The sequence below is a fragment of the Streptomyces sp. NPDC058240 genome (assembly GCF_042882135.1).
Lineage (GTDB): Bacteria > Actinomycetota > Actinomycetes > Streptomycetales > Streptomycetaceae > Streptomyces.
In genome coordinates, this window is the sequence record NZ_JBHVWT010000003.1 from 477,928 (window position 1) to 495,716 (window position 17,789).

Annotated in this window: 18 protein-coding genes and 1 pseudogene; 6 read left to right on the forward strand and 13 right to left on the reverse strand. The window is 71.5% G+C overall.

Features of this window, described 5'->3' with window-relative positions:
- Positions 1-154: 154 nt before the first annotated feature.
- The 5 genes from ACFVX4_RS09975 to afsQ1 all read right to left on the reverse strand — a co-directional run bounded on the left by ACFVX4_RS09975 (position 155) and on the right by afsQ1 (position 4,013).
- A complete protein-coding gene (locus tag ACFVX4_RS09975; RefSeq protein ID WP_266415167.1) occupies positions 155-358 on the reverse strand; it encodes a PspC domain-containing protein in 204 nt (67 codons plus the stop codon).
- 94 nt (positions 359-452) lie between these two features.
- Positions 453-1,001: a VanZ family protein gene (locus ACFVX4_RS09980; RefSeq protein ID WP_389973912.1), complete on the reverse strand. Its 549-nt coding sequence runs from the start codon at positions 999-1,001 to the stop codon at positions 453-455.
- A gap of 182 nt (positions 1,002-1,183) precedes the next feature.
- Complete coding sequence (locus tag ACFVX4_RS09985) at positions 1,184-1,801, reverse strand: GerMN domain-containing protein (RefSeq protein ID WP_389973915.1); 618 nt, start codon at positions 1,799-1,801, stop codon at positions 1,184-1,186.
- Complete coding sequence (locus ACFVX4_RS09990; protein WP_389973918.1) at positions 1,801-3,339, reverse strand: ATP-binding protein; 1,539 nt, start codon at positions 3,337-3,339, stop codon at positions 1,801-1,803. Before ACFVX4_RS09990 ends, ACFVX4_RS09985 begins: the two co-directional genes overlap by 1 nt.
- Positions 3,336-4,013 (reverse strand): two-component system response regulator AfsQ1, encoded by a 678-nt coding sequence (gene afsQ1 / locus ACFVX4_RS09995; protein WP_206433404.1) that lies wholly within the window; start codon positions 4,011-4,013, stop codon positions 3,336-3,338. The genes ACFVX4_RS09990 and afsQ1 overlap by 4 nt, the downstream gene beginning before the upstream one ends.
- 192 nt (positions 4,014-4,205) lie before the next feature.
- Here afsQ1 and ACFVX4_RS10000 point away from each other — a divergent pair, with 192 nt between their 5' ends.
- Positions 4,206-4,967, forward strand: a complete 762-nt coding sequence (locus ACFVX4_RS10000; protein ID WP_389973922.1) for a SigE family RNA polymerase sigma factor — start codon at positions 4,206-4,208, stop codon at positions 4,965-4,967.
- Between the two features lie 170 nt (positions 4,968-5,137).
- Here ACFVX4_RS10000 and ACFVX4_RS10005 read toward each other — a convergent pair whose 3' ends face one another.
- Positions 5,138-5,845, reverse strand: coding sequence for a uridine kinase (locus ACFVX4_RS10005; RefSeq protein WP_389973925.1), 708 nt, complete (start codon positions 5,843-5,845; stop codon positions 5,138-5,140).
- A gap of 54 nt (positions 5,846-5,899) precedes the next feature.
- Between ACFVX4_RS10005 and ACFVX4_RS10010 the strand changes: the two genes are divergently transcribed.
- Complete coding sequence (locus tag ACFVX4_RS10010; protein WP_389973928.1) at positions 5,900-6,319, forward strand: hypothetical protein; 420 nt, start codon at positions 5,900-5,902, stop codon at positions 6,317-6,319.
- Positions 6,320-6,380: 61 nt separating this feature from the next.
- Here the strand turns inward: ACFVX4_RS10010 and ACFVX4_RS10015 are convergent, their stop codons facing one another.
- From ACFVX4_RS10015 to deoC, 3 genes are read right to left on the reverse strand one after another with little or no spacing between them, the layout of a single operon-like run.
- Positions 6,381-7,280: an aldehyde dehydrogenase family protein gene (locus ACFVX4_RS10015; RefSeq protein ID WP_389973931.1), complete on the reverse strand. Its 900-nt coding sequence runs from the start codon at positions 7,278-7,280 to the stop codon at positions 6,381-6,383.
- Positions 7,270-8,709 (reverse strand): aldehyde dehydrogenase family protein, encoded by a 1,440-nt coding sequence (locus ACFVX4_RS10020; protein ID WP_389973933.1) that lies wholly within the window; start codon positions 8,707-8,709, stop codon positions 7,270-7,272. Before ACFVX4_RS10020 ends, ACFVX4_RS10015 begins: the two co-directional genes overlap by 11 nt.
- A 5-nt stretch (positions 8,710-8,714) precedes the next feature.
- Complete coding sequence (deoC, locus tag ACFVX4_RS10025) at positions 8,715-9,677, reverse strand: deoxyribose-phosphate aldolase (protein WP_359114539.1); 963 nt, start codon at positions 9,675-9,677, stop codon at positions 8,715-8,717.
- Between the two features lie 159 nt (positions 9,678-9,836).
- On the opposite strand from deoC, the gene ACFVX4_RS10030 reads away from it, so the two are divergent.
- Together ACFVX4_RS10030 and ACFVX4_RS10035 are read left to right on the forward strand one after the other, a co-directional pair.
- Entirely contained in the window at positions 9,837-10,496 is a 660-nt protein-coding gene (locus ACFVX4_RS10030) for a PH domain-containing protein (RefSeq protein ID WP_389973936.1), read from the forward strand.
- Positions 10,497-10,584: 88 nt separating this feature from the next.
- Positions 10,585-10,767 (forward strand): annotated as a pseudogene (locus tag ACFVX4_RS10035) (phosphate ABC transporter ATP-binding protein); the annotation flags it as partial.
- Between the two features lie 37 nt (positions 10,768-10,804).
- Here the strand turns inward: ACFVX4_RS10035 and ACFVX4_RS10040 are convergent.
- From ACFVX4_RS10040 to ACFVX4_RS10050, 3 genes are all read right to left on the reverse strand, one after another.
- Positions 10,805-12,454 (reverse strand): phospho-sugar mutase, encoded by a 1,650-nt coding sequence (locus ACFVX4_RS10040; RefSeq protein WP_389973939.1) that lies wholly within the window; start codon positions 12,452-12,454, stop codon positions 10,805-10,807.
- A 55-nt stretch (positions 12,455-12,509) separates the two neighbouring features.
- Entirely contained in the window at positions 12,510-13,334 is an 825-nt protein-coding gene (locus ACFVX4_RS10045; RefSeq protein WP_389973942.1) for a purine-nucleoside phosphorylase, read from the reverse strand.
- Positions 13,335-13,436: 102 nt separating this feature from the next.
- Positions 13,437-13,874 (reverse strand): gamma-glutamylcyclotransferase, encoded by a 438-nt coding sequence (locus ACFVX4_RS10050; RefSeq protein WP_389973945.1) that lies wholly within the window; start codon positions 13,872-13,874, stop codon positions 13,437-13,439.
- Between the two features lie 248 nt (positions 13,875-14,122).
- Between ACFVX4_RS10050 and ACFVX4_RS10055 the strand changes: the two genes are divergently transcribed.
- Both ACFVX4_RS10055 and ACFVX4_RS10060 read left to right on the forward strand, forming a co-directional pair.
- Entirely contained in the window at positions 14,123-15,562 is a 1,440-nt protein-coding gene (locus ACFVX4_RS10055) for an NAD(P)H-quinone dehydrogenase (protein ID WP_389973947.1), read from the forward strand.
- A 197-nt stretch (positions 15,563-15,759) separates the two neighbouring features.
- Positions 15,760-16,740, forward strand: coding sequence for a DeoR/GlpR family DNA-binding transcription regulator (locus ACFVX4_RS10060; RefSeq protein ID WP_389973950.1), 981 nt, complete (start codon positions 15,760-15,762; stop codon positions 16,738-16,740).
- Between the two features lie 287 nt (positions 16,741-17,027).
- Here ACFVX4_RS10060 and ACFVX4_RS10065 read toward each other — a convergent pair whose 3' ends face one another.
- Positions 17,028-17,627, reverse strand: a complete 600-nt coding sequence (locus tag ACFVX4_RS10065; RefSeq protein ID WP_266415116.1) for a TetR/AcrR family transcriptional regulator — start codon at positions 17,625-17,627, stop codon at positions 17,028-17,030.
- Positions 17,628-17,789: the final 162 nt, after the last annotated feature.

Genomic DNA, 17,789 nt, shown 5'->3' on the forward strand with positions numbered 1-17,789 from the left:
GGTAAAGTCCCTCTTTGGTGCCCCCCATGGGGGCGAAAGAAAGACCAGCCCCCTTCCCACCACCTCCCCCCCCCCCTCCTCCCAACCCCCGCACCCCCTTGGGGGACAAACACCCCCCCTGTCCCCCCCCCCCACAGGCGTGTCTGTACGAGGGTCACCAGGCGGTGGCCGACGACGTCTTCTCGGACGGGAACAGCACCCACAGCGCCAGGTAGAGCAGGAACTGCGGCCCCGGCAGCAGGCAGGAGACCAGGAAGATGACGCGCATGGTTCCCGCGGAGGTGCCGAAGCGCCGTGCCAGCGCTGCGCACACTCCGCCGATCATGCGTCCGTCACGGGGGCGGGCAAGTGCGGCCATGGTGGGCTCCTTCGCGAACCGTTGCTGAGGGAGCAGCTCCGTCGTGCTCCCGATGGCTCCATGGTGGCCCGGCGAAGGGGGGCAAAGCGTCGCTCTACGGGGCGATCCCGACCCTGGGAATCGTCGGGGTCGCACCCTGGCCCGGCTCGTCCCTGAGGCGGGGGGCCACCCTGACCCGCTCCTGCTTCCTGCGGCGCAGCCGTGCCCGGCACATGGGTACGACGAGCAGGTGGGCGAGCGCCACGCCGGTCGTGTTCAGCAGCAGCGAGTCGACGTCGACGACCTGTCCGGGCACCCCGGTCTGGGCCAGTTCGATGGTCGTGGAGATCAGCGCCCCCGCCGCGAGGGTACGGGCCAGCGAGGCCCATGGGGAGACGGTGAGCCGGCCCCCGGCCATCGGCAGCAGTACACCCAGCGGGGCGAGCAGCAGCAGGCCCTCACCGATCCGGCGGGCGGCCTCGACCGGGCCGAGGGACAGATCGGCTCGGATACCGGCGAGCGGATGAAGATTCGAGGCGGTCGTCCAGGGCACGTCGAGGGGGCGCAGGGTCAGCCACCCGACAAGCAGCAGATGCGCGAGGAGGAGAGAGACCCCGGCCGCGCGGAAGCGGATGACGGCTTGACCGTCCGAACCTTGACGCACGTCCCCCAAGACGCGACGAACGGCAGGATCGGTTCCGCCGACCCGGAATCCGGCCCGTCCGGCGCGGGGGCACGGATCCGGGACCGGCCGCCCCGAGCCGCCCGAGGCCGGAGAACCGGCCGCCGGACGCCCCCGTGCGCGCCATGGCGTGGCCGCCCGATCAGAGGCCACCCGACAGGCTCTCAGGCCCCCTTGCCCGCCCCCGGCGTCGGGACCACCTTGGGCCGCGCCTTCATCTCCGAGGTGCACAGATAGCCGCGCGGCGCGTAGTTCCCCGGCCCGCCCAGCACCACCGTGCCGTCCGGGGCGAGCGTGTCGCTCTCCGCGTACGTGCACACGATCTGCGCCAGCGCCTCGGACCGCAGGTCCTCCGGCTGCTCGCTGAGCCGCAGCGTGCCCTGCCGGTCACCGGTGCGGGCCGCGCCGACCCGCAGGTTCTCCGGGACGGCCGTGGAGTACCCGGCCCGCCGTTCCTCGGCGGGCGGCTTCTGCCGCAGTTCGTCCAGGAGCGCCTGCGCCACCGGGACCCGGTCCGAGCCGCTGTTGTCGACCCGCACCGTACGGTCCACCGTGACCAGCTGCGAGGAGCAGACCAGATAGATCTGTACGGGTATGCCCTTGAGGGCCTGCGTCGTGATGTCCTCCGCGGACATCGTGCACGGCACCTGCGACGGCGCGGCCCCGGCGTCCACCGGCACCGAGGTGGACCTGATCCCGCAGCCCGCGGCCAGTACGGCCACGGCCACGGCCCCGGCCAGTGCCAGGGCCGAACGGCGCGCCCGGCGGTTGTCGCTGCCCATCACGTCGCCTCCCCCTCCTCGTCCCGGCCCCCGTTGTCGTGCCCGTCGGCGGAACCGGTGAGCTGCTCGGCATCGCGCGGCAGCCGCAGTACGAACACCGCGCCGTCGCCGTCCGGCGAGTTCGCGGCCGAGATGTCACCGCCGTGGATGTGCGCGTTCTCCACGGCGATCGACAGGCCGAGACCGCTGCCCTCGGAACGCGGGCGAGAGGCGCTGGCCTTGTAGAACCGGTCGAAGACATGCGGCAGCACGTCCTCGGGGATACCCGGACCGTGGTCGCGCACCTCGATGACGAGCTGGTCGCCCTCGGTCCGCACCGCGACCCGTACCGGCGAACCGCCGTGCTTGAGCGCGTTGCCGATCAGATTCGCCAGGATCACATCGAGCCGGCGCGGGTCGAGGCGGACCATCATGCCGCGCTCGGCGTCCAGATCCACCGCGTCCAGCCAGGCACGGGCATCGATGCAGGCGGTGACCTGGTCGGCGACATCGACGGTGTCGAGGACGAGCCGGGCCGTACCCGCGTCGAAGCGGGTGACCTCCATCAGGTTCTCCACCAGGTCGTTGAGGCGCCGGGTCTCGCTCACCACCAGGCGCACCGCGGGCGCGATCATCGGGTCGAGGCTGTCCGCCTCGTCCTCCAGCACCTCGGTGACGGCGGTCAGCGCGGTGAGCGGGGTACGCAGCTCGTGCGACATGTCGGCGACGAACCGCCGGCTCGACTCGTCCCGCGCGCTCATGTCCGCGACCCGCTTCTCCAGCGAACTCGCGGTCCTGTTGAACGTACGGGAGAGATCGGCCAGTTCATCCGTGCCGGACACCACGAGCCGGGTGTCGAGCTTGCCCTCGCCGAGCTTGCGGGCCGCGTCGCCGAGCCGCTGAACGGGCCGCAGCACGGTCGTCGCCGCGGCCTGCGCGAGCAGGGCCGAGCCGATCAGCGCGAGCCCGGTGGCGATCCCCAGGGACCAGGCGAGGGAGTTGAGGTCCTGCCGTTCCTGGTCGAGCGACTTCAGCATGTAGCCGGTCGGGCCACCGCCGATGATCTTCGTACCGCCCACCAGGTACGGCGTGCCGCGGATACTGGTCCGCTGCCAGAACAGGTGGTACTCGTACTTGTTGCCCGCCTCCAGCGGCTGCTTCTTGTTGACCGCCTTCTGCAGCGACAGCGGCACGTTGTCGAGCGTGAAGGTGTCCAGGTCGGAGTTGCCGACGATCGGCTTGCCGGTGTCGCGCTCGTCGACCAGCAGCACGCTGTAGCCGGGCGAGCTGCTCGCCATCTGCACCGCGGCGTTCTGCAGGTCGTCCCTGGTGGGATGGAGCGGCAGCGAGGCGGCCCGGCCCTGCATCTCCTGGCGGAAGTCCCCGAGCGCGGAGTCCTGGGTACGGGTCAGCACGGCCTCGCGGTTCAGCCAGTACGCGATCCCCGACGCGGACACCGCGGCGGTCAGCGCCACCAGCGCGAACACCACGACGAGACGCAGCCGCAGACTGGTCCAGCGAAGCCCGGTGAGCAGGCTCCGTTTGACGGCATCGCTCACTGAGGCGAGTCCAGTCGGTAGCCCACACCCCGGACGGTACGGATCAGCGTCGGCGAGGACGGCACGTCCTCCACCTTGGCCCGCAGCCGCTGCACACACGCGTCGACCAGCCGGGAGTCACCGAGGTAGTCGTGCTCCCAGACCAGCCGCAGCAACTGCTGCCGGGACAGGGCCTGACCCGGTCGGCGGCTCAGCTCCAGCAGGAGGCGCAGCTCGGTCGGCGTGAGCTGCAGATCCTCCCCGTTCTTGGTCACGGTCATGGCGGAACGGTCGATCACCACGCTCCCGAAGGACGCGGAGTCGGTGGATTCGCGCTCGCCGCGACGCAGCACCGCGCGGATACGGGCGTCGAGCACCCGGCCCTGCACGGGTTTCACCACATAGTCGTCGGCACCGGACTCCAGCCCGACCACGACGTCGATGTCGTCGCTGCGCGCGGTCAGCAGAATGATCGGCAGCTGGTCGGTGCGCCGGATACGCCGACACACCTCGAAGCCGTCGATCCCGGGCAGCATCACATCCAGCACGATCAGGTCCGGCCGCTGCTCACGCAGCAGTTTCAGGCCGTCCTCTCCCGTCGCGGCAGTGGCCACACGGTGGCCCTGGCGCGACAGCGAGAGTTCGAGGGCCGTGCGGATGGCGTCGTCGTCCTCGATCAGCAACAGGAAAGGCACGCTGGTCATTCTGACCCATGGTGGAGCCCCAGTTCGACAGTTGGGGCCGACTCATACATCCGGCGCACCCTCCGCGTACGGACGGCAGGCCCTGTGACAGGCCTGTGACAGTCGGCGGACAGCGCCATGAAACTGCCCCGGCAAGCTCATTGGCACAAGGAACGGACGGACTCCACCGATGGGGGGCGCGAGATGAACGCAACTCACAGCATCACCGCAAGCGCAGTTGTCACGCGTCTCCATGACGTCGGCCGGAGTATCGAGAAGTCCGGCGCCGGGAGTGGACGGGGGTGCGTTCGTGGCGCCGGGCGTCAGCACCCGTCGTACATGACGGTGGTTGACGCGCCTGTGGGGGGCAACGGGGGGAACAGCGGGGGCAGCGCGTACGGGGAGGTCACGGGGGAGCGGAAGGCCCCGGCGCAGGGCGAGGACGCCGAAGCGGCGTTCACGGCCTACGTCCGGGAGCGCCGCGCCTCCCTGTACGCAACCGCCTACCACCTGACCGGCGACCGGTTCGAGGCCGAGGACCTGCTGCAGAGCGCCCTCTTCTCGACGTACCGGGCGTGGGACCGGATCAGCGACAAGGCGGCGGTCGGCGGCTATCTGCGCCGCACCATGACGAACCTGCACATCAGCGCCTGGCGCAGGCGCAAGCTCAACGAGTACCCGACCGAGGAGCTGCCGGAGACGGCGGGCGACACGGACGCGATGCGCGGCACGGAACTGCGCGCCGTGCTCTGGCAGGCGCTGGCGCGGCTGCCGGAACTCCAGCGCACGATGCTGGTCCTTCGTTACTACGAGGGCCGCACCGATCCGGAGATCGCGGCCATCCTCGACATCAGTGTCGGCACGGTGAAGTCCAGCATCTGGCGGTCGCTCCGCCGGCTGCGCGAGGACGAGGTCCTCAGCTTCGGCCGTGACGAGGAGGAGTCCTTCGGCGAGCTGGTGGCCTGAGGCGAGGGGGGACACGGGGGAGAACGGGGCCGCTGCTTCGGGGGAGGCGGCGGAGTACGGGGAAGTGCTGCGGGGTCGGAGGGGCCGGGGGGTCCTGTCCGGCCCCGTTCGCGTGTCTGCGTACGTATGTGTGCGTGTGCGCGTGTGGAGCCCTGGTCGCGGGAGGACTGCTAGACCGTCCCCCGCGCCGCGGGTGCCCGGCGGCACCGGCCGGCCGCCGCGGCGGCCAGCCGGCCCAGTGCCTCTTCCTTGCCGCACGGATGCGCGCCCAGCGCCGTCTGCCGCGCCACGATCCGCCGCTCCGCCCGCATCAGCCGCCACCCGCGCCGCAGCAGGAACGGCACCGACTTGCGCCCCTCGCGCAGATCCCGCAGCAGGCGGCGGCGGAACGTCGTCGCCGGACGGCCGCGCAGGCACAGCGCGTCCGCCAGTATGCCCAGCTCCTGGCACCGCTCGACTATGTCCGCGGCGAAGATCCCCTCGGCCACGAACAGCGGCGTGCGCTCGATGTGGAGGGCCTCCCGGTCGACCCGGGAGCTCGTGGTGATGTCGTAGACCGGGACGTGTGTGCGGCCCGTGCGGCACAGCTCCGTGATCGCGGCGACCGCGGCGTCGGCGTCCCAGGACTGCGCGGAGTCCCAGTCGATGTCCGTGCTGTCGGGGACGAGCGGCAAAGTGGGGTCGTCGCCCTCCTTGTAGAAGTCGTCCAGGCGCAGCACCGGCAGGTCGGTGCGTGCGGCGAGGGAGGACTTGCCGGAGCCGGAAGGGCCCGCGAGCAGCACGACGCGGGTCGGGATCGGTTGGGAATTCACAGAACACGAGTGTGAGGCATTGGCCCGCGCAGGGGATCCCCCGGTGCCCGTGTTGGTATCGAGCATCACACCTCAACTACTCTGCGCACTCGGATGATTACTCGATCGGGTGGGAATTCCATGGCACGTCATGCACTTTCCAAGTCCCGGCGCCGCGCTCTGCTGAGGGCAGGTCTGACCGTCACCACGGTGGGGGCCGCGCTCGGTGCGGGGGGTGCGGCGGCCCAGGCGGCGGCGCTGCCCCACGTGCCGGTCGTGGGCGCCGACAGCAGCCTCGGCGAGGCCGGGGAGGCCGCCGGGGGTGCGGTGACCGGGGCGCTCGGCCACTCGCTCAGGAACGGCATCGCCCCGGTGACGCATCTGCGGCTCGACCCGCTGGCCGGCACGGGCACGGATCCGCTGGACAACGCGGTGGGCACGCAGCTCGCCGACTTCAAGCCGCTGTCCACGGCCGCCGTCACCGACCCGCTGACCAGCGGTGGTGCGCCGAAGGACCTGCCGCTGGTCGGGCCGGTGGCGCAGGCGCTGCACGGCAGCTGAGCAGGGAGCGGCCCGTTCCTCCGGAGCGCCGGAGGAACGGGCCGCTGTTGCGCGGGGCCGGTCAGTAGGAGGAGCCCGAGACGCCCAGTGCGCCCGTCGGGTGCCAGACCGTCTTCGTCTCCAGGAAGGCCGTCAGCCGGTGGGTGCCCGGATCGGCCGTCCAGTCCACGGTTCCGTCCACAGGCTGTGGGCGCAGGACCCGCTTCAGGTTGTCGGCCGCCGCGATCTCCAGCTCCTTCGCCAGGTCGGCACCGGCGCCCGTGAGGTCGATGGCGTTCACGTCCTGGTGGGACGCGAGCGGCGCCGCGATCTCCGCCGTCTTCCCGGACAGGATGTTCACCACTCCGCCCGGCAGGTCGGAGGTGGCCAGTACCTCACCCAGCGAGAGCGCGGGCAGCGGGGAGTCCGCCGAAGCGATGACGACGGCCGTGTTGCCGGTCGCGATCACCGGGGCGACGACCGAGACCAGGCCCAGGAACGACGACTCCTGGGGTGCCAGGACCGTGACCACGCCGGTCGGCTCGGGGGTGGACAGGTTGAAGAACGGGCCCGCGACCGGGTTCGCCCCGCCCACGACCTGGCCGATCTTGTCGGTCCACCCGGCGTACCAGACCCAGCGGTCGATCGCCGCGTCCACGACGGCCGCCGCCTTGGACTTCGACAGGCCCTCCGCGTCCGCCACTTCCCGTACGAACTGGTCCTTGCGGCCCTCCAGCATCTCCGCGATGCGGTAGAGGATCTGGCCGCGGTTGTACGCCGTCGCCCCCGACCAGCCGCCGAACGCCTTGCGGGCGGCCACGACCGCGTCGCGCGCGTCCTTGCGGGAGGACTGGGGGGCGTTCGCCAGCCACTTGCCCTTCGAGTCCGTCACCTCGTACACCCGGCCGCTCTCGGAGCGGGGGAACTTGCCCCCGACGTACAGCTTGTAGGTCTTGAAGACGCTCAGACGGTTATCGGACATCGAGGTACGCCTCCAGGCCGTGACGGCCGCCTTCGCGGCCGAAGCCCGACTCCTTGTAGCCGCCGAAGGGCGAGGTCGGGTCGAACTTGTTGAACGTGTTGGCCCAGACGACGCCCGCCCGGAGCTTGTTCGCCACCGCGAGGATGCGGGAGCCCTTCTCCGTCCAGATGCCGGCCGAGAGGCCGTACTGGCTGTTGTTGGCCTTGGCGACCGCCTCGTCGGGCGTGCGGAACGACAGCACCGACAGCACCGGGCCGAAGATCTCGTCGCGGGCGATGGTGTGCGCCTGGGTGACGTTGGTGAACAGCGTCGGGGCGAACCAGTAACCGGCGGAGGGGAGTTCGCAGGGGGCGGACCAGCGCTCGGCGCCCTCCGCCTCGCCCGTCTCGGCGAGTGCGGTGATCCGGGCGAGCTGCTCCGCGGAGTTGATCGCGCCGATGTCGGTGTTCTTGTCCAGCGGGTCGCCGAGCCGGAGCGTGGACAGCCGGCGCTTCAGCGCGTCCAGCAGTTCGTCCTCGATCGACTCCTGGACGAGGAGCCGCGAGCCCGCGCAGCAGACCTGGCCCTGGTTGAAGAAGATGCCGGTGACGATGCCCTCGACGGCCTGGTCGATCGGGGCGTCGTCGAAGACGATGTTGGCGCCCTTGCCGCCCAGTTCGAGGGTGACCCGCTTGTCCGTACCGGCGATCTGGCGGGCGATGGCCTTGCCGACCGCGGTCGAGCCGGTGAAGGCGACCTTGTTGACGTCCTCGTGCTCGACGAGGGCGGCGCCCGCGTCCCCGTACCCGGTGAGGATGTTCACGACACCCTTGGGCAGGCCCGCCTGACGGCAGATGTCCGCGAAGAACAGCGCGGAGAGCGGGGTCGTCTCGGCGGGCTTGAGGACCACCGTGTTGCCGGTGGCGAGCGCCGGGGCGATCTTCCACGCGAGCATGAGCAGCGGGAAGTTCCACGGGATGACCTGGCCCGCGACGCCGAGGGGGCGCGGGTTCGCGCCGTAGCCGGCGTGGTCGAGCTTGTCGGCCCAGCCCGCGTAGTAGAAGAAGTGCGCCGCGACCAGGGGGAGGTCCGCGTCGCGGGTCTCCCTGATCGGCTTGCCGTTGTCGAGGGTTTCGAGAACGGCGAGCTCGCGGCTGCGCTCCTGGATGATCCGGGCGATTCGGAAGAGGTACTTGGCGCGCTCGGAGCCGGGCAGCGCCGACCACTTCTCGAAGGCCTTGCGGGCCGCCTTCACGGCCCGGTCGATGTCGGCCGCACCGGCCTGCGCGACCTCGGAGAGCACCTCTTCGCTGCTCGGCGAGACGGTCTTGAAGACCTTGCCGTCGGCCGCCTCGGTGAACTCGCCGTCGATGAACAGCCCGTACGAGGGCGCGATGTCGACGACCGAGCGCGACTCGGGGGCGGGGGCGTACTCGAATGCAGATGCCATGGGGATCAGTCCACCGTCACGTAATCGGGGCCGGAGTAACGGCCGGTGCTGAGCTTCTGGCGCTGCATCAGCAGGTCGTTCAGCAGGCTGGATGCGCCGAACCGGAACCAGTGGTTGTCCAGCCAGTCCTCGCCCGCGGTCTCGTTCACCAGCACCAGGAACTTGATCGCGTCCTTGGAGGTACGGATGCCGCCGGCCGGCTTCACACCGATCTGCACGCCGGTCTGCGCGCGGAAGTCGCGCACGGCCTCCAGCATCAGCAGGGTGTTCGCGGGCGTGGCGTTCGTCCCGACCTTGCCGGTCGACGTCTTGATGAAGTCGGCGCCCGCCAGCATGCCGAGCCAGGAGGCGCGGCGGATGTTGTCGTACGTGGACAGCTCGCCCGTCTCGAAGATCACCTTCAGGCGGGCGTCGGTGCCGTCGGCCCGCGCGCACTCCGCCTTCACGGCGAGGATCTCCTCGTACACCTTCAGGTAGCGGCCGGAGAGGAAAGCTCCCCGGTCGATCACCATGTCGATCTCGTCGGCCCCGGCGGCCACGGCGTCGCGGACGTCCGCGAGCTTCACGTCGAGCGCGGCGCGGCCGGCGGGGAAGGCCGTCGCCACCGACGCCACCTTCACACCGGAACCGGCCAGCGCGGCGACGGCGGTCGCCGCCATGTCGGGGTAGACGCAGACCGCCGCGGTGTGCGGGGTCGTGCGGTCGGTCGGGTCGGGATGGACGGCCTTGGCGGCGAGGGCCCGGACCTTGCCCGGGGTGTCCGCGCCTTCCAGCGTCGTCAGGTCGATCATCGAGATGGCCAGATCGATGGCGTAGGCCTTGGCCGTCGTCTTGATCGAACGGGTTCCGAGGGACGCGGCGCGCGCTTCGAGGCCGACGGCGTCGACGCCGGGCAGCCCGTGCAGGAAGCGGCGCAGCGCACTGTCGGACGCGGTCGCGTCGGAGAATGCAGGAGCTGTGGTGGGCATGGTCACCAGAGGAGCATATCTACGCGCGTAGCGACCTGTACAGGGGGACCGGTTCTCCGCGTGCGGCGCGGTGCCGGGGCAGTCGCCCCTGCATCGTGCGGCGCGGTACCGGGGCGGCCGCCCCGGCGCCCCTTGCGCCCGTCAGGCAGAATCGGGCCCATGACGAGCCCCACACCACCCGCCGAGCCGGTCTACGCCGACCGGACCTTCCGCTCGCCCGCCGGGATCGTCGGGGGTGTCCTGCTGCTTCTGCTCATCTGCTGGATCGGCGGGGACGCCGTGATCCGGGGGGACGGCCGGGTGCGGTGGCTGGCGGTGGCGGGGATGCTGACCGCGGTGCCGCTGGTCGTCGCGTTCACGCTGCGGCCCGTCGTGCTCGCCAATGAGCGGCGCATCCGGATCCGTAACCCGTTCCGGACGATCACCATGCCATGGACCGAGGTCGCCGATCTGCGGGCCGGGTATTCGAGCGAGCTGTTCACCGAGGGCGGCGCCAAGTACCAGCTGTGGGCGGTGCCGGTCTCGCTGCGGCAGCGGAAGAAGGCGGCCCGGCAGCAGTCCCGGCGGTCGCTGGACGACCCGTACGACCGCACGTCCGTGCACGCCGATGTCCGCGACACCAAGGCCCGGATGGCGTCGGCCGACCAGAGCATGGCCGACCTGCGCGAGTTGGTGGAGCGGGCGAAGACGGGCGCGGGTGCCGCCCCGGCGGCCACGGATTCCATGGAGCCGTCCGTCGCGGTGCGCTGGGCGTACGAGGTGATCGCACCGGCGGTGGTGGGCGCGGTGCTGCTGGTGGTGCTGTTCGCGGCCGGCTGAGGACGGTCGGGGAGGGCGCGTACAAGAGCCTGATCCGATGAAGCCCGCACCGTGCCGGTGCGGGCTTCACTCATGCCCGGGTTCCTACTTCACCATCGTGATCGTCACGCACAACATGCAGCAGGCGGCGCGGGTCTCCGACCGCTGCGCGTTCTTCCTCGCCGAACAGGGCACGCCCGGTGTGATCGTCGAACACGGCCCGACCGACGCGATGTTCGGCGCCCCGCAGGACGCCCGGACCGCCGGCTACGTGAACGGCCGCTTCGGATGACGCCCCGGGGCCCCGCCGCCGGCTGCCCCGCTCCCGCTCAGATACCGGCCGCCGCCGCCAGATCGCGCTTGATCCCGTCGAGCAGCTCCGCGCCCTTCGCGCGGGCCGCCGACAGCTCGTCCGCCGAACCGACCGGCACCACGACCTCCAGATAGCACTTGAGCTTCGGCTCGGTGCCGCTCGGGCGGACGATCACCCGGGCGCCTTCCAGGTGGTAGCGGAGTCCGTCGGTGGGCGGCAGCTGGGCCGTGCCCCGCGCCAGGTCCTCGGCCGAGGTGACGGCGAGGCCCGCCAGCACGGTCGGAGGCTGCTCGCGCAGCCGCGCCATGGCGTCGGAGATCACCGACAGGTCCTTCACCCGGACCGACAGCTGGTCCGTGGCGTGCAGTCCGTGGGCGACCGCGAGGTCGTCGAGGAGATCGAGGAGCGTACGTCCCTGCTCCTTGAGCCCGGAGGCGAGCTCGGCGACGAGCAGGGCGGCCGTGATGCCGTCCTTGTCGCGTACGCCGTCGGGGTCGACGCAGTAGCCGAGCGCCTCCTCGTATCCGTACCGCAGGCCGTCGACGCGGGCGATCCACTTGAAGCCGGTCAGCGTCTCCTCATGGCCGAGCCCGGCCTTCCCGGCGATCCGGCCGAGCAGCGAGGACGACACGATCGACTCGGCGAAGACACCGGTCACGCCGCGGTCCACCAGATGGGCGGCGAGCAGCGCGCCGACCTCGTCGCCGCGCAGCATCCGCCAGCCGCCGTCGGCGCCGGGGTCCGGGACGGCGACGGCGCAGCGGTCGGCGTCCGGGTCGTTGGCGATGACGATGTCGGGGTCCGCGCGGCGCGCGGTCGCGAAGGCGAGGTCCATCGCGCCGGGCTCTTCCGGATTGGGGAAGGCGACGGTGGGGAAGGCCGGGTCGGGCTCGGCCTGCTCGGCGACGAGCACCGGCGCGGGGAATCCGGCACGGTCGAAGGCGGCGGTCAGCACGGACGTACCGACACCGTGCATGGCGGTGTACACGACCCGGGCGGTACGCGGCGATCCGGCGGCGAGCACGGTGTCCGTACGGGCCAGGTAGGCCGCCAGGACCTCGTCGCCGAGGACGTCCCAGCCGTCGTCGGGCCGGGCCACGCCGTCGAGCGGGCCGACCGCGGCGATCGCGGCGGCGATCTCGCCGTCCGCCGGGGGGACGATCTGCGAGCCGTCGCCGAGGTAGACCTTGTAGCCGTTGTCGCGCGGCGGATTGTGGCTGGCGGTCACCTCGACGCCGGCGACGGCGCCCAGGTGCCTTATGGCGTACGCGAGCACGGGGGTGGGGAGCGGGCGGGGGAGCACCGCCGCCCGCAGGCCCGCGCCGGTCATCACGGCCGCGGTGTCGCGGGCGAAGTCGGCGGACTTGTACCGGGCGTCGTACCCGACGACGACGAGCCCGCCGCCCTGCCCCTGCGCCTTCAGATACGCGGCGAGACCGGCCGCCGCCCGGATGACGACGGAGCGGTTCATCCGCATCGGCCCGGCCCCCAGCTCACCGCGGAGCCCGGCGGTGCCGAACTGCAGCGTGCCGGCGAACCGTGCGGCGAGCTCGTCGGCACTCCCGGCGGACCCGGATTCGATGAGCCCGGCGAGCTCGTCGCGGGTCTCGGGATCGGGGTCCTCCGCGAGCCATGTCCTGGCCTGCGCGATGAGGTCCTGCTGCACGGTGACCGCCTTTCTGCGGTGTGGGAATTCAGCCTCGCCGGTGTTCGGACCCGGCTCAGATCCGATCGAGCACCCGGGCCAGCAGCGAACCCATCCGGGTCGCCGAGTCCCGCCCCGCCTGCAGCACCTCCGCATGGTTGAGCGGCTCCCCGCTCAGCCCCGCCGCGAGGTTCGTGACCAGCGAGATGCCCAGCACCTCGGCGCCTGCCTCGCGCGCGGCGATGGCTTCGAGCACGGTGGACATGCCGACCAGGTCGCCGCCCATGACGCGGACCATGTTGATCTCGGCCGGGGTCTCGTAGTGCGGGCCGGTGAACTGCACGTACACGCCCTCTTCGAGGGTCTCGTCGACCTCCTTGCACAGCGCGCGCAGCCGCGGCGAGTACAGATCGGTCAGATCGACGAAGTTGGCGCCGACGATGGGGGAGGCCGCCGTCAGGTTGATGTGGTCGCTGATCAGCACCGGCTGACCGGGGCGCATGCCCTCGCGAAGACCGCCGCAGCCGTTCGTCAGGACAACGGTCCCGCATCCCGCCGCGACGGCGGTACGGACCCCGTGCGCGACGGCGGCGACGCCCCGGCCCTCGTAGAAGTGCGTGCGGCCGAGGAAGACCAGGACCCGCTTGTCGCCGATCTTGTACGAGCGGATCGTGCCGCCGTGCCCCTGTACGGCGGGCGCCGGGAAACCGGGCAGTTCGGTCACCGGGAACTCGGCCTCCGGAGTACCGAGCGCATCGCCCGCGGGTGCCCAGCCGGAACCCATCACGAGCGCGACGTCGTGGGTCTCGGCACCGGTCAGCTCGCGCAGGCGGGCGGCGGCGTCGGAGGCGGCGGCGTACGGGTCGCCCTGGATGTGGTCCGGAATAACTGATGCGTTCACGCGGATGAGGGTAGCCGGTGATTCCCTACGCGCGTAGATGCCTATGTGCAGAGTCTGCACGCGCATCCTCGTACTTTCACACAAAAGCGCTGGTCGGCCGGGTCAGCAGGGGCGCTTGCGCAGTTCCATCACATAGTCGTGCGGGGCGCCCGAGGACTCCGCGGCGTCGGCGATCTCGCCCAGGTAGCGGGCGGACGGCAGCCCGCCCTCGTAGCCGTTCAGCACATACATCCAGGCCGGCTCCTCGCCGTCCAGGGTGTGCACCCGCACCCGCATCCGGCGGTAGATGTCGAGGCCGACACCTTCCCACCGGTCCATGGAGTCCTCGTCCATCGGCGCCAGGTCGTACAGCGCCACGAAGACCTGGGAACGGGGCGCCTCCACCACCGTGGCGAGCGCGCCCTCCCAGCCCATCTGCTCCCCGCCGAAGGTCAGCCGCCAGCCGTTGAGCCAGCCCGTGCCGCGCAGCGGGGAATGCGGTGCGTGGCGCGTCATCAGCCGCGCGTCGAGGTTGCCGGCGTACGCGGCGTAGAGCGACATGGGTTCGAGGGTACGGGAGGTGACGGGGAGAACGTCGACTCCGGTGCGGAAGACTACTTACGGGGTTCCGATCGCGCCCCCGGGCCCCGGCGCGCACGCCCCGGCGCACGTATGGAGGGCCCCGGGGCGAAGCACCTTGGCGCGTGCGGGACAATGAAGTACGTACTGCATTCCCCCGGGGCGCTCCCCCGGACCCCCGGCCGGGGCAGCAGACGGCCGCGGGATGACATACGCGAGGCGGACTTTTCGTGACCCGGATCGTGATCATCGGCGGCGGACCCGGCGGCTACGAGGCGGCACTGGTGGGCGCCCAACTCGGCGCGGAGGTGACCGTCGTCGACTGCGACGGCCTCGGCGGCGCGTCCGTGCTCACCGACTGCGTGCCCTCGAAGACCCTGATCGCGACGGCTGAGGTGATGACCACCTTCGACTCCTCGTACGAGGAGCTGGGCATCATCGTCGCGGACGACACCCCGCACATCGAGCAGGCCGCCCGCGTGGTCGGCGTCGACCTGGGCAAGGTCAACCGACGGGTGAAGCGCCTGGCGCTCGCCCAGTCCCACGACATCACCGCCTCCGTCACCCGCGCCGGCGCCCGCGTGATGCGCGGCCGGGGCCGCCTGGCGGGCCTCCAGGCCGCCGACGGCTCCCGCAAGGTCGTCGTGACCGCCGCCGACGGCACCGAGGAGACGCTCACCGCCGACGCCGTGCTGATCGCGACCGGCGGGCACCCCCGGGAGATCCCGGACGCCCTCCCCGACGGCGAACGCATCCTGAACTGGACCCAGGTCTACGACCTCGACGAGCTGCCCGAGGAGCTCATCGTGGTCGGCTCCGGCGTGACCGGCGCCGAGTTCGCGGGCGCCTACCAGGCGCTCGGCTCGCGCGTCACCCTCGTCTCGTCCCGTGACCGGGTGCTGCCGGGCGAGGACCCGGACGCGGCCGCCGTGCTGGAGGACGTCTTCCGGCGCCGCGGCATGAACGTCATGGCCCGCTCCCGCGCCCAGGCCGCGAAGCGCGTCGGCGACCGGGTCGAGGTCACCCTCGCCGACGGCCGGGTCATCTCCGGTTCGCACTGCCTCATGGCGGTCGGCGCGATCCCGAACAGCGCGGGCATGGGCCTGGAGGAGGCCGGGGTCCGGCTCAAGGAGTCCGGCCACATCTGGACCGACAAGGTCTCCCGCACCAGCGCGCCCGGCGTGTACGCGGCCGGTGACGTCACCGGGATCTTCGCCCTCGCCTCGGTCGCCGCCATGCAGGGCCGGATCGCGATGTACCACTTCCTCGGCGACGCGGTGGCCCCGCTGGACCTGAAGACGGTCTCCTCGAACGTCTTCACCGACCCCGAGATCGCCACCGTCGGCTACACCCAGGCCGACGTCGACGCCGGCAAGATCGACGCCCGGGTGGTCAAGCTGCCGCTGCTGCGCAACCCGCGCGCCAAGATGCAGGGAATCCGCGACGGTTTCGTCAAGATCTTCTGCCGGCCCGGCACCGGCATCGTGGTCGGCGGCTGTGTCGTCGCGCCGCGTGCGAGTGAACTCATTCACCCCATTTCGATCGCGGTCGACAACAATTTGACGGTGGAACAGATCGCAAACGCTTTCACCGTGTATCCGTCCCTGTCGGGTTCGATCGCGGAAGTGGCCCGGCAGTTGCACACGCGTAAGCGCGCGGGCGAGGCGTAAACGCCTTCGGGAACCCGGCAATCCCCGGCAATCCCCGGCAACTCCCGGCAACTCAGGCGGTTCGACGACCGCCGTCCGATCAGTACAGAACAACAACGGGGCCGCCTATACCACTTGGCGGCCCCTTGTGTGTACAACATCCGTTATTCGGTGCAAACTGCTGAAAACACTCGGGCGGTCACGTTACTGTCAGTTTCGTGTTCGCTGCAGAACGTCGTCAGTTGATCCTCGAAATGGTGCGTGCCAACGGGGCGGTATCGCTCCGTGAGCTCGCCCGCGTCGTCCAGACCTCCGAAGTGACCGTACGGCGGGACGTGCGGGCACTGGAGGCAGAAGGACTCCTCGACCGCCGGCACGGCGGTGCGGTACTGCCGGGCGGTTTTACGCGGGAGTCCGGCATTCCGCAGAAATCCCATCTCGCCACCGCGGAGAAGACGGCCATCGCCGACCTGGCCGCCGGTCTCGTGGAAGAGGGCGAGGCCATCGTCGTCGGCGCCGGTACGACCACGCAGGAGCTGGCCCGTCGGCTCGCGCGGATTCCCGGTCTGACCGTCGTCACCAACTCACTGCTGGTCGCCCAGGCGCTGGCCCATGCCAACCGGGTGGAGGTGGTGATGACCGGCGGCACGCTGCGCGGTTCCAACTACGCCCTGGTGGGCAGCGGTGCCGAGCAGTCCCTCCAGGGGCTGCGGGTCGCGCGCGCGTTCCTCTCCGGGAGCGGGCTCACCGCGGAGCGCGGCCTCTCCACGTCCAACATGCTCTCCGCGAGCGTGGACCGGGCGCTGGTGCAGGCAGCCGCGGAGGTGGTGGTCCTGGCGGACCACACCAAGCTCGGCTCCGACACCATGTTCCAGACGGTGCCGACGGATCTCATCACCCGCCTGGTGACGGACGAGCCGCCCGGCCACGACGACCGTGCCGCCACCGAACTGCAGGCCCTGGCGGACCAGGGGGTGCAGATCGCGGTGGCCGGCTCGGGCAGCGGCCCCGCAGCGGCCGAACCCCTTCCGCACGGCCGGCAGGGCCGCCGCGACATGCCACTGCCCGGACAGCGTCGTACGGCACACGGCGGCCCCGGAGGCCAGGGCCCGCAGCAACTGCGGAGCGCGGCGCCCCTGACGGAGTCGGGCCAGGGCCCGGGAGACCGCGCGAGGGTCGCGGACCTGCGCCGCCGATAGAACCCGGCCGCGGTGGGGTCGAAAATCCAGCTCTGCCGGGCCGGCCTCCTCCAATCGCCGGGGCCGGAAACCCAGCCCTGCCGGGCTCGCCTCCTCGGGTCGCGGGGGTCGAAACCCAGCCCTTCCGGGCCCGTCTCCTCGGGTCGCCGGGGGCGAATATCCAGCCCCGCCGGCGTTTGAGGCGCGGGGTCCGGGGCGGAGCCCCGGTTACGGGAAGGGGCGGGCAGGGGAACAGGCCCCGCGCAGCAGACCACGAGGCCTGCCCCCGACCCCCCACCCCCCACCCCTCAACCCGCCTCCGCATGCGCCCCCTTCAGCCCCTGCAAGGTCAGCATCAGCAACCGGCCCGCCAACTCCGGGTCGTCCGGCGACTGTTCGGCGGCCAGCGCGATGGCGTTGGTCAGCTGCATCAGGTCGTCGATCGACACATCCGGCCGCACCGCCCCGCTCGCCTGCGCCCGCGCCAGCAGTACCGCCCCCGCCTCGCGCAGCGGCACATTGCACTGCGACAGCGCCGAAGTCTCGTCCCGTGACGTCGACATGAGCGCCTGGGCGAGCCCGCGATACTCACCCGCGTGGGTGATGATCGCGCCCAGCCACTCCACCAGGCCCCCGCACGGCTGCGCCGCCCCCGCGAGCTCACGCGAACGGGTGATCAGGGACGTCAGGGCCTCCTGGAAGACCGCGTTCATCAGCGCGTGCCGGTTCGGGAAGTGCCGGTACAGCGTGCCGATCCCCACGCCCGCGCGCCGCGCGATGTCCTCCAGGGACGCGTCGGTGCCGTGCTCCGCGAAGGCGGTCCGGGCCTCGTTCAGCAGCCGGTCGTAATTCCGGCGCGCGTCGGCACGCATGTGCCGGGCCGGCGTCCGTGCCGTACTGATCGCCATTGCGCAGTCCTCCCTTTCTCCGCCCCGAGGTCCAGGATGCCATCGCGCGTGCGTCCGGAGGAGCGAGGCCGAGGAGCGAGGCCGGGGCGCGACGCACGACCGGGGACACCGGGGGGGGGGGGGGGGTTCCCCCCGGGGTCCTGGGCGTGCTACCTCGCGAGG

Excerpts from the sequence above, each read along its gene's own strand:
- ACFVX4_RS10030 (WP_389973936.1), top strand. The coding sequence starts at position 9,837 with ATGACGAGCCCCACACCACCCGCCGAGCCGGTCTACGCCGACCGGACC.
- ACFVX4_RS10015 (WP_389973931.1), bottom strand. The coding sequence starts at position 7,280 with ATGTCCGATAACCGTCTGAGCGTCTTCAAGACCTACAAGCTGTACGTC.
- ACFVX4_RS10065 (WP_266415116.1), bottom strand. The coding sequence starts at position 17,627 with ATGGCGATCAGTACGGCACGGACGCCGGCCCGGCACATGCGTGCCGAC.
- ACFVX4_RS10000 (WP_389973922.1), top strand. The coding sequence starts at position 4,206 with ATGAACGCAACTCACAGCATCACCGCAAGCGCAGTTGTCACGCGTCTC.
- ACFVX4_RS09985 (WP_389973915.1), bottom strand. The coding sequence starts at position 1,801 with ATGGGCAGCGACAACCGCCGGGCGCGCCGTTCGGCCCTGGCACTGGCC.
- ACFVX4_RS10010 (WP_389973928.1), top strand. The coding sequence starts at position 5,900 with ATGGCACGTCATGCACTTTCCAAGTCCCGGCGCCGCGCTCTGCTGAGG.
- deoC (WP_359114539.1), bottom strand. The coding sequence starts at position 9,677 with ATGCCCACCACAGCTCCTGCATTCTCCGACGCGACCGCGTCCGACAGT.
- ACFVX4_RS10005 (WP_389973925.1), bottom strand. The coding sequence starts at position 5,845 with ATGCTCGATACCAACACGGGCACCGGGGGATCCCCTGCGCGGGCCAAT.
- ACFVX4_RS10050 (WP_389973945.1), bottom strand. The coding sequence starts at position 13,874 with ATGTCGCTCTACGCCGCGTACGCCGGCAACCTCGACGCGCGGCTGATG.
- ACFVX4_RS09975 (WP_266415167.1), bottom strand. The coding sequence starts at position 358 with ATGGCCGCACTTGCCCGCCCCCGTGACGGACGCATGATCGGCGGAGTG.
- ACFVX4_RS10020 (WP_389973933.1), bottom strand. The coding sequence starts at position 8,709 with ATGGCATCTGCATTCGAGTACGCCCCCGCCCCCGAGTCGCGCTCGGTC.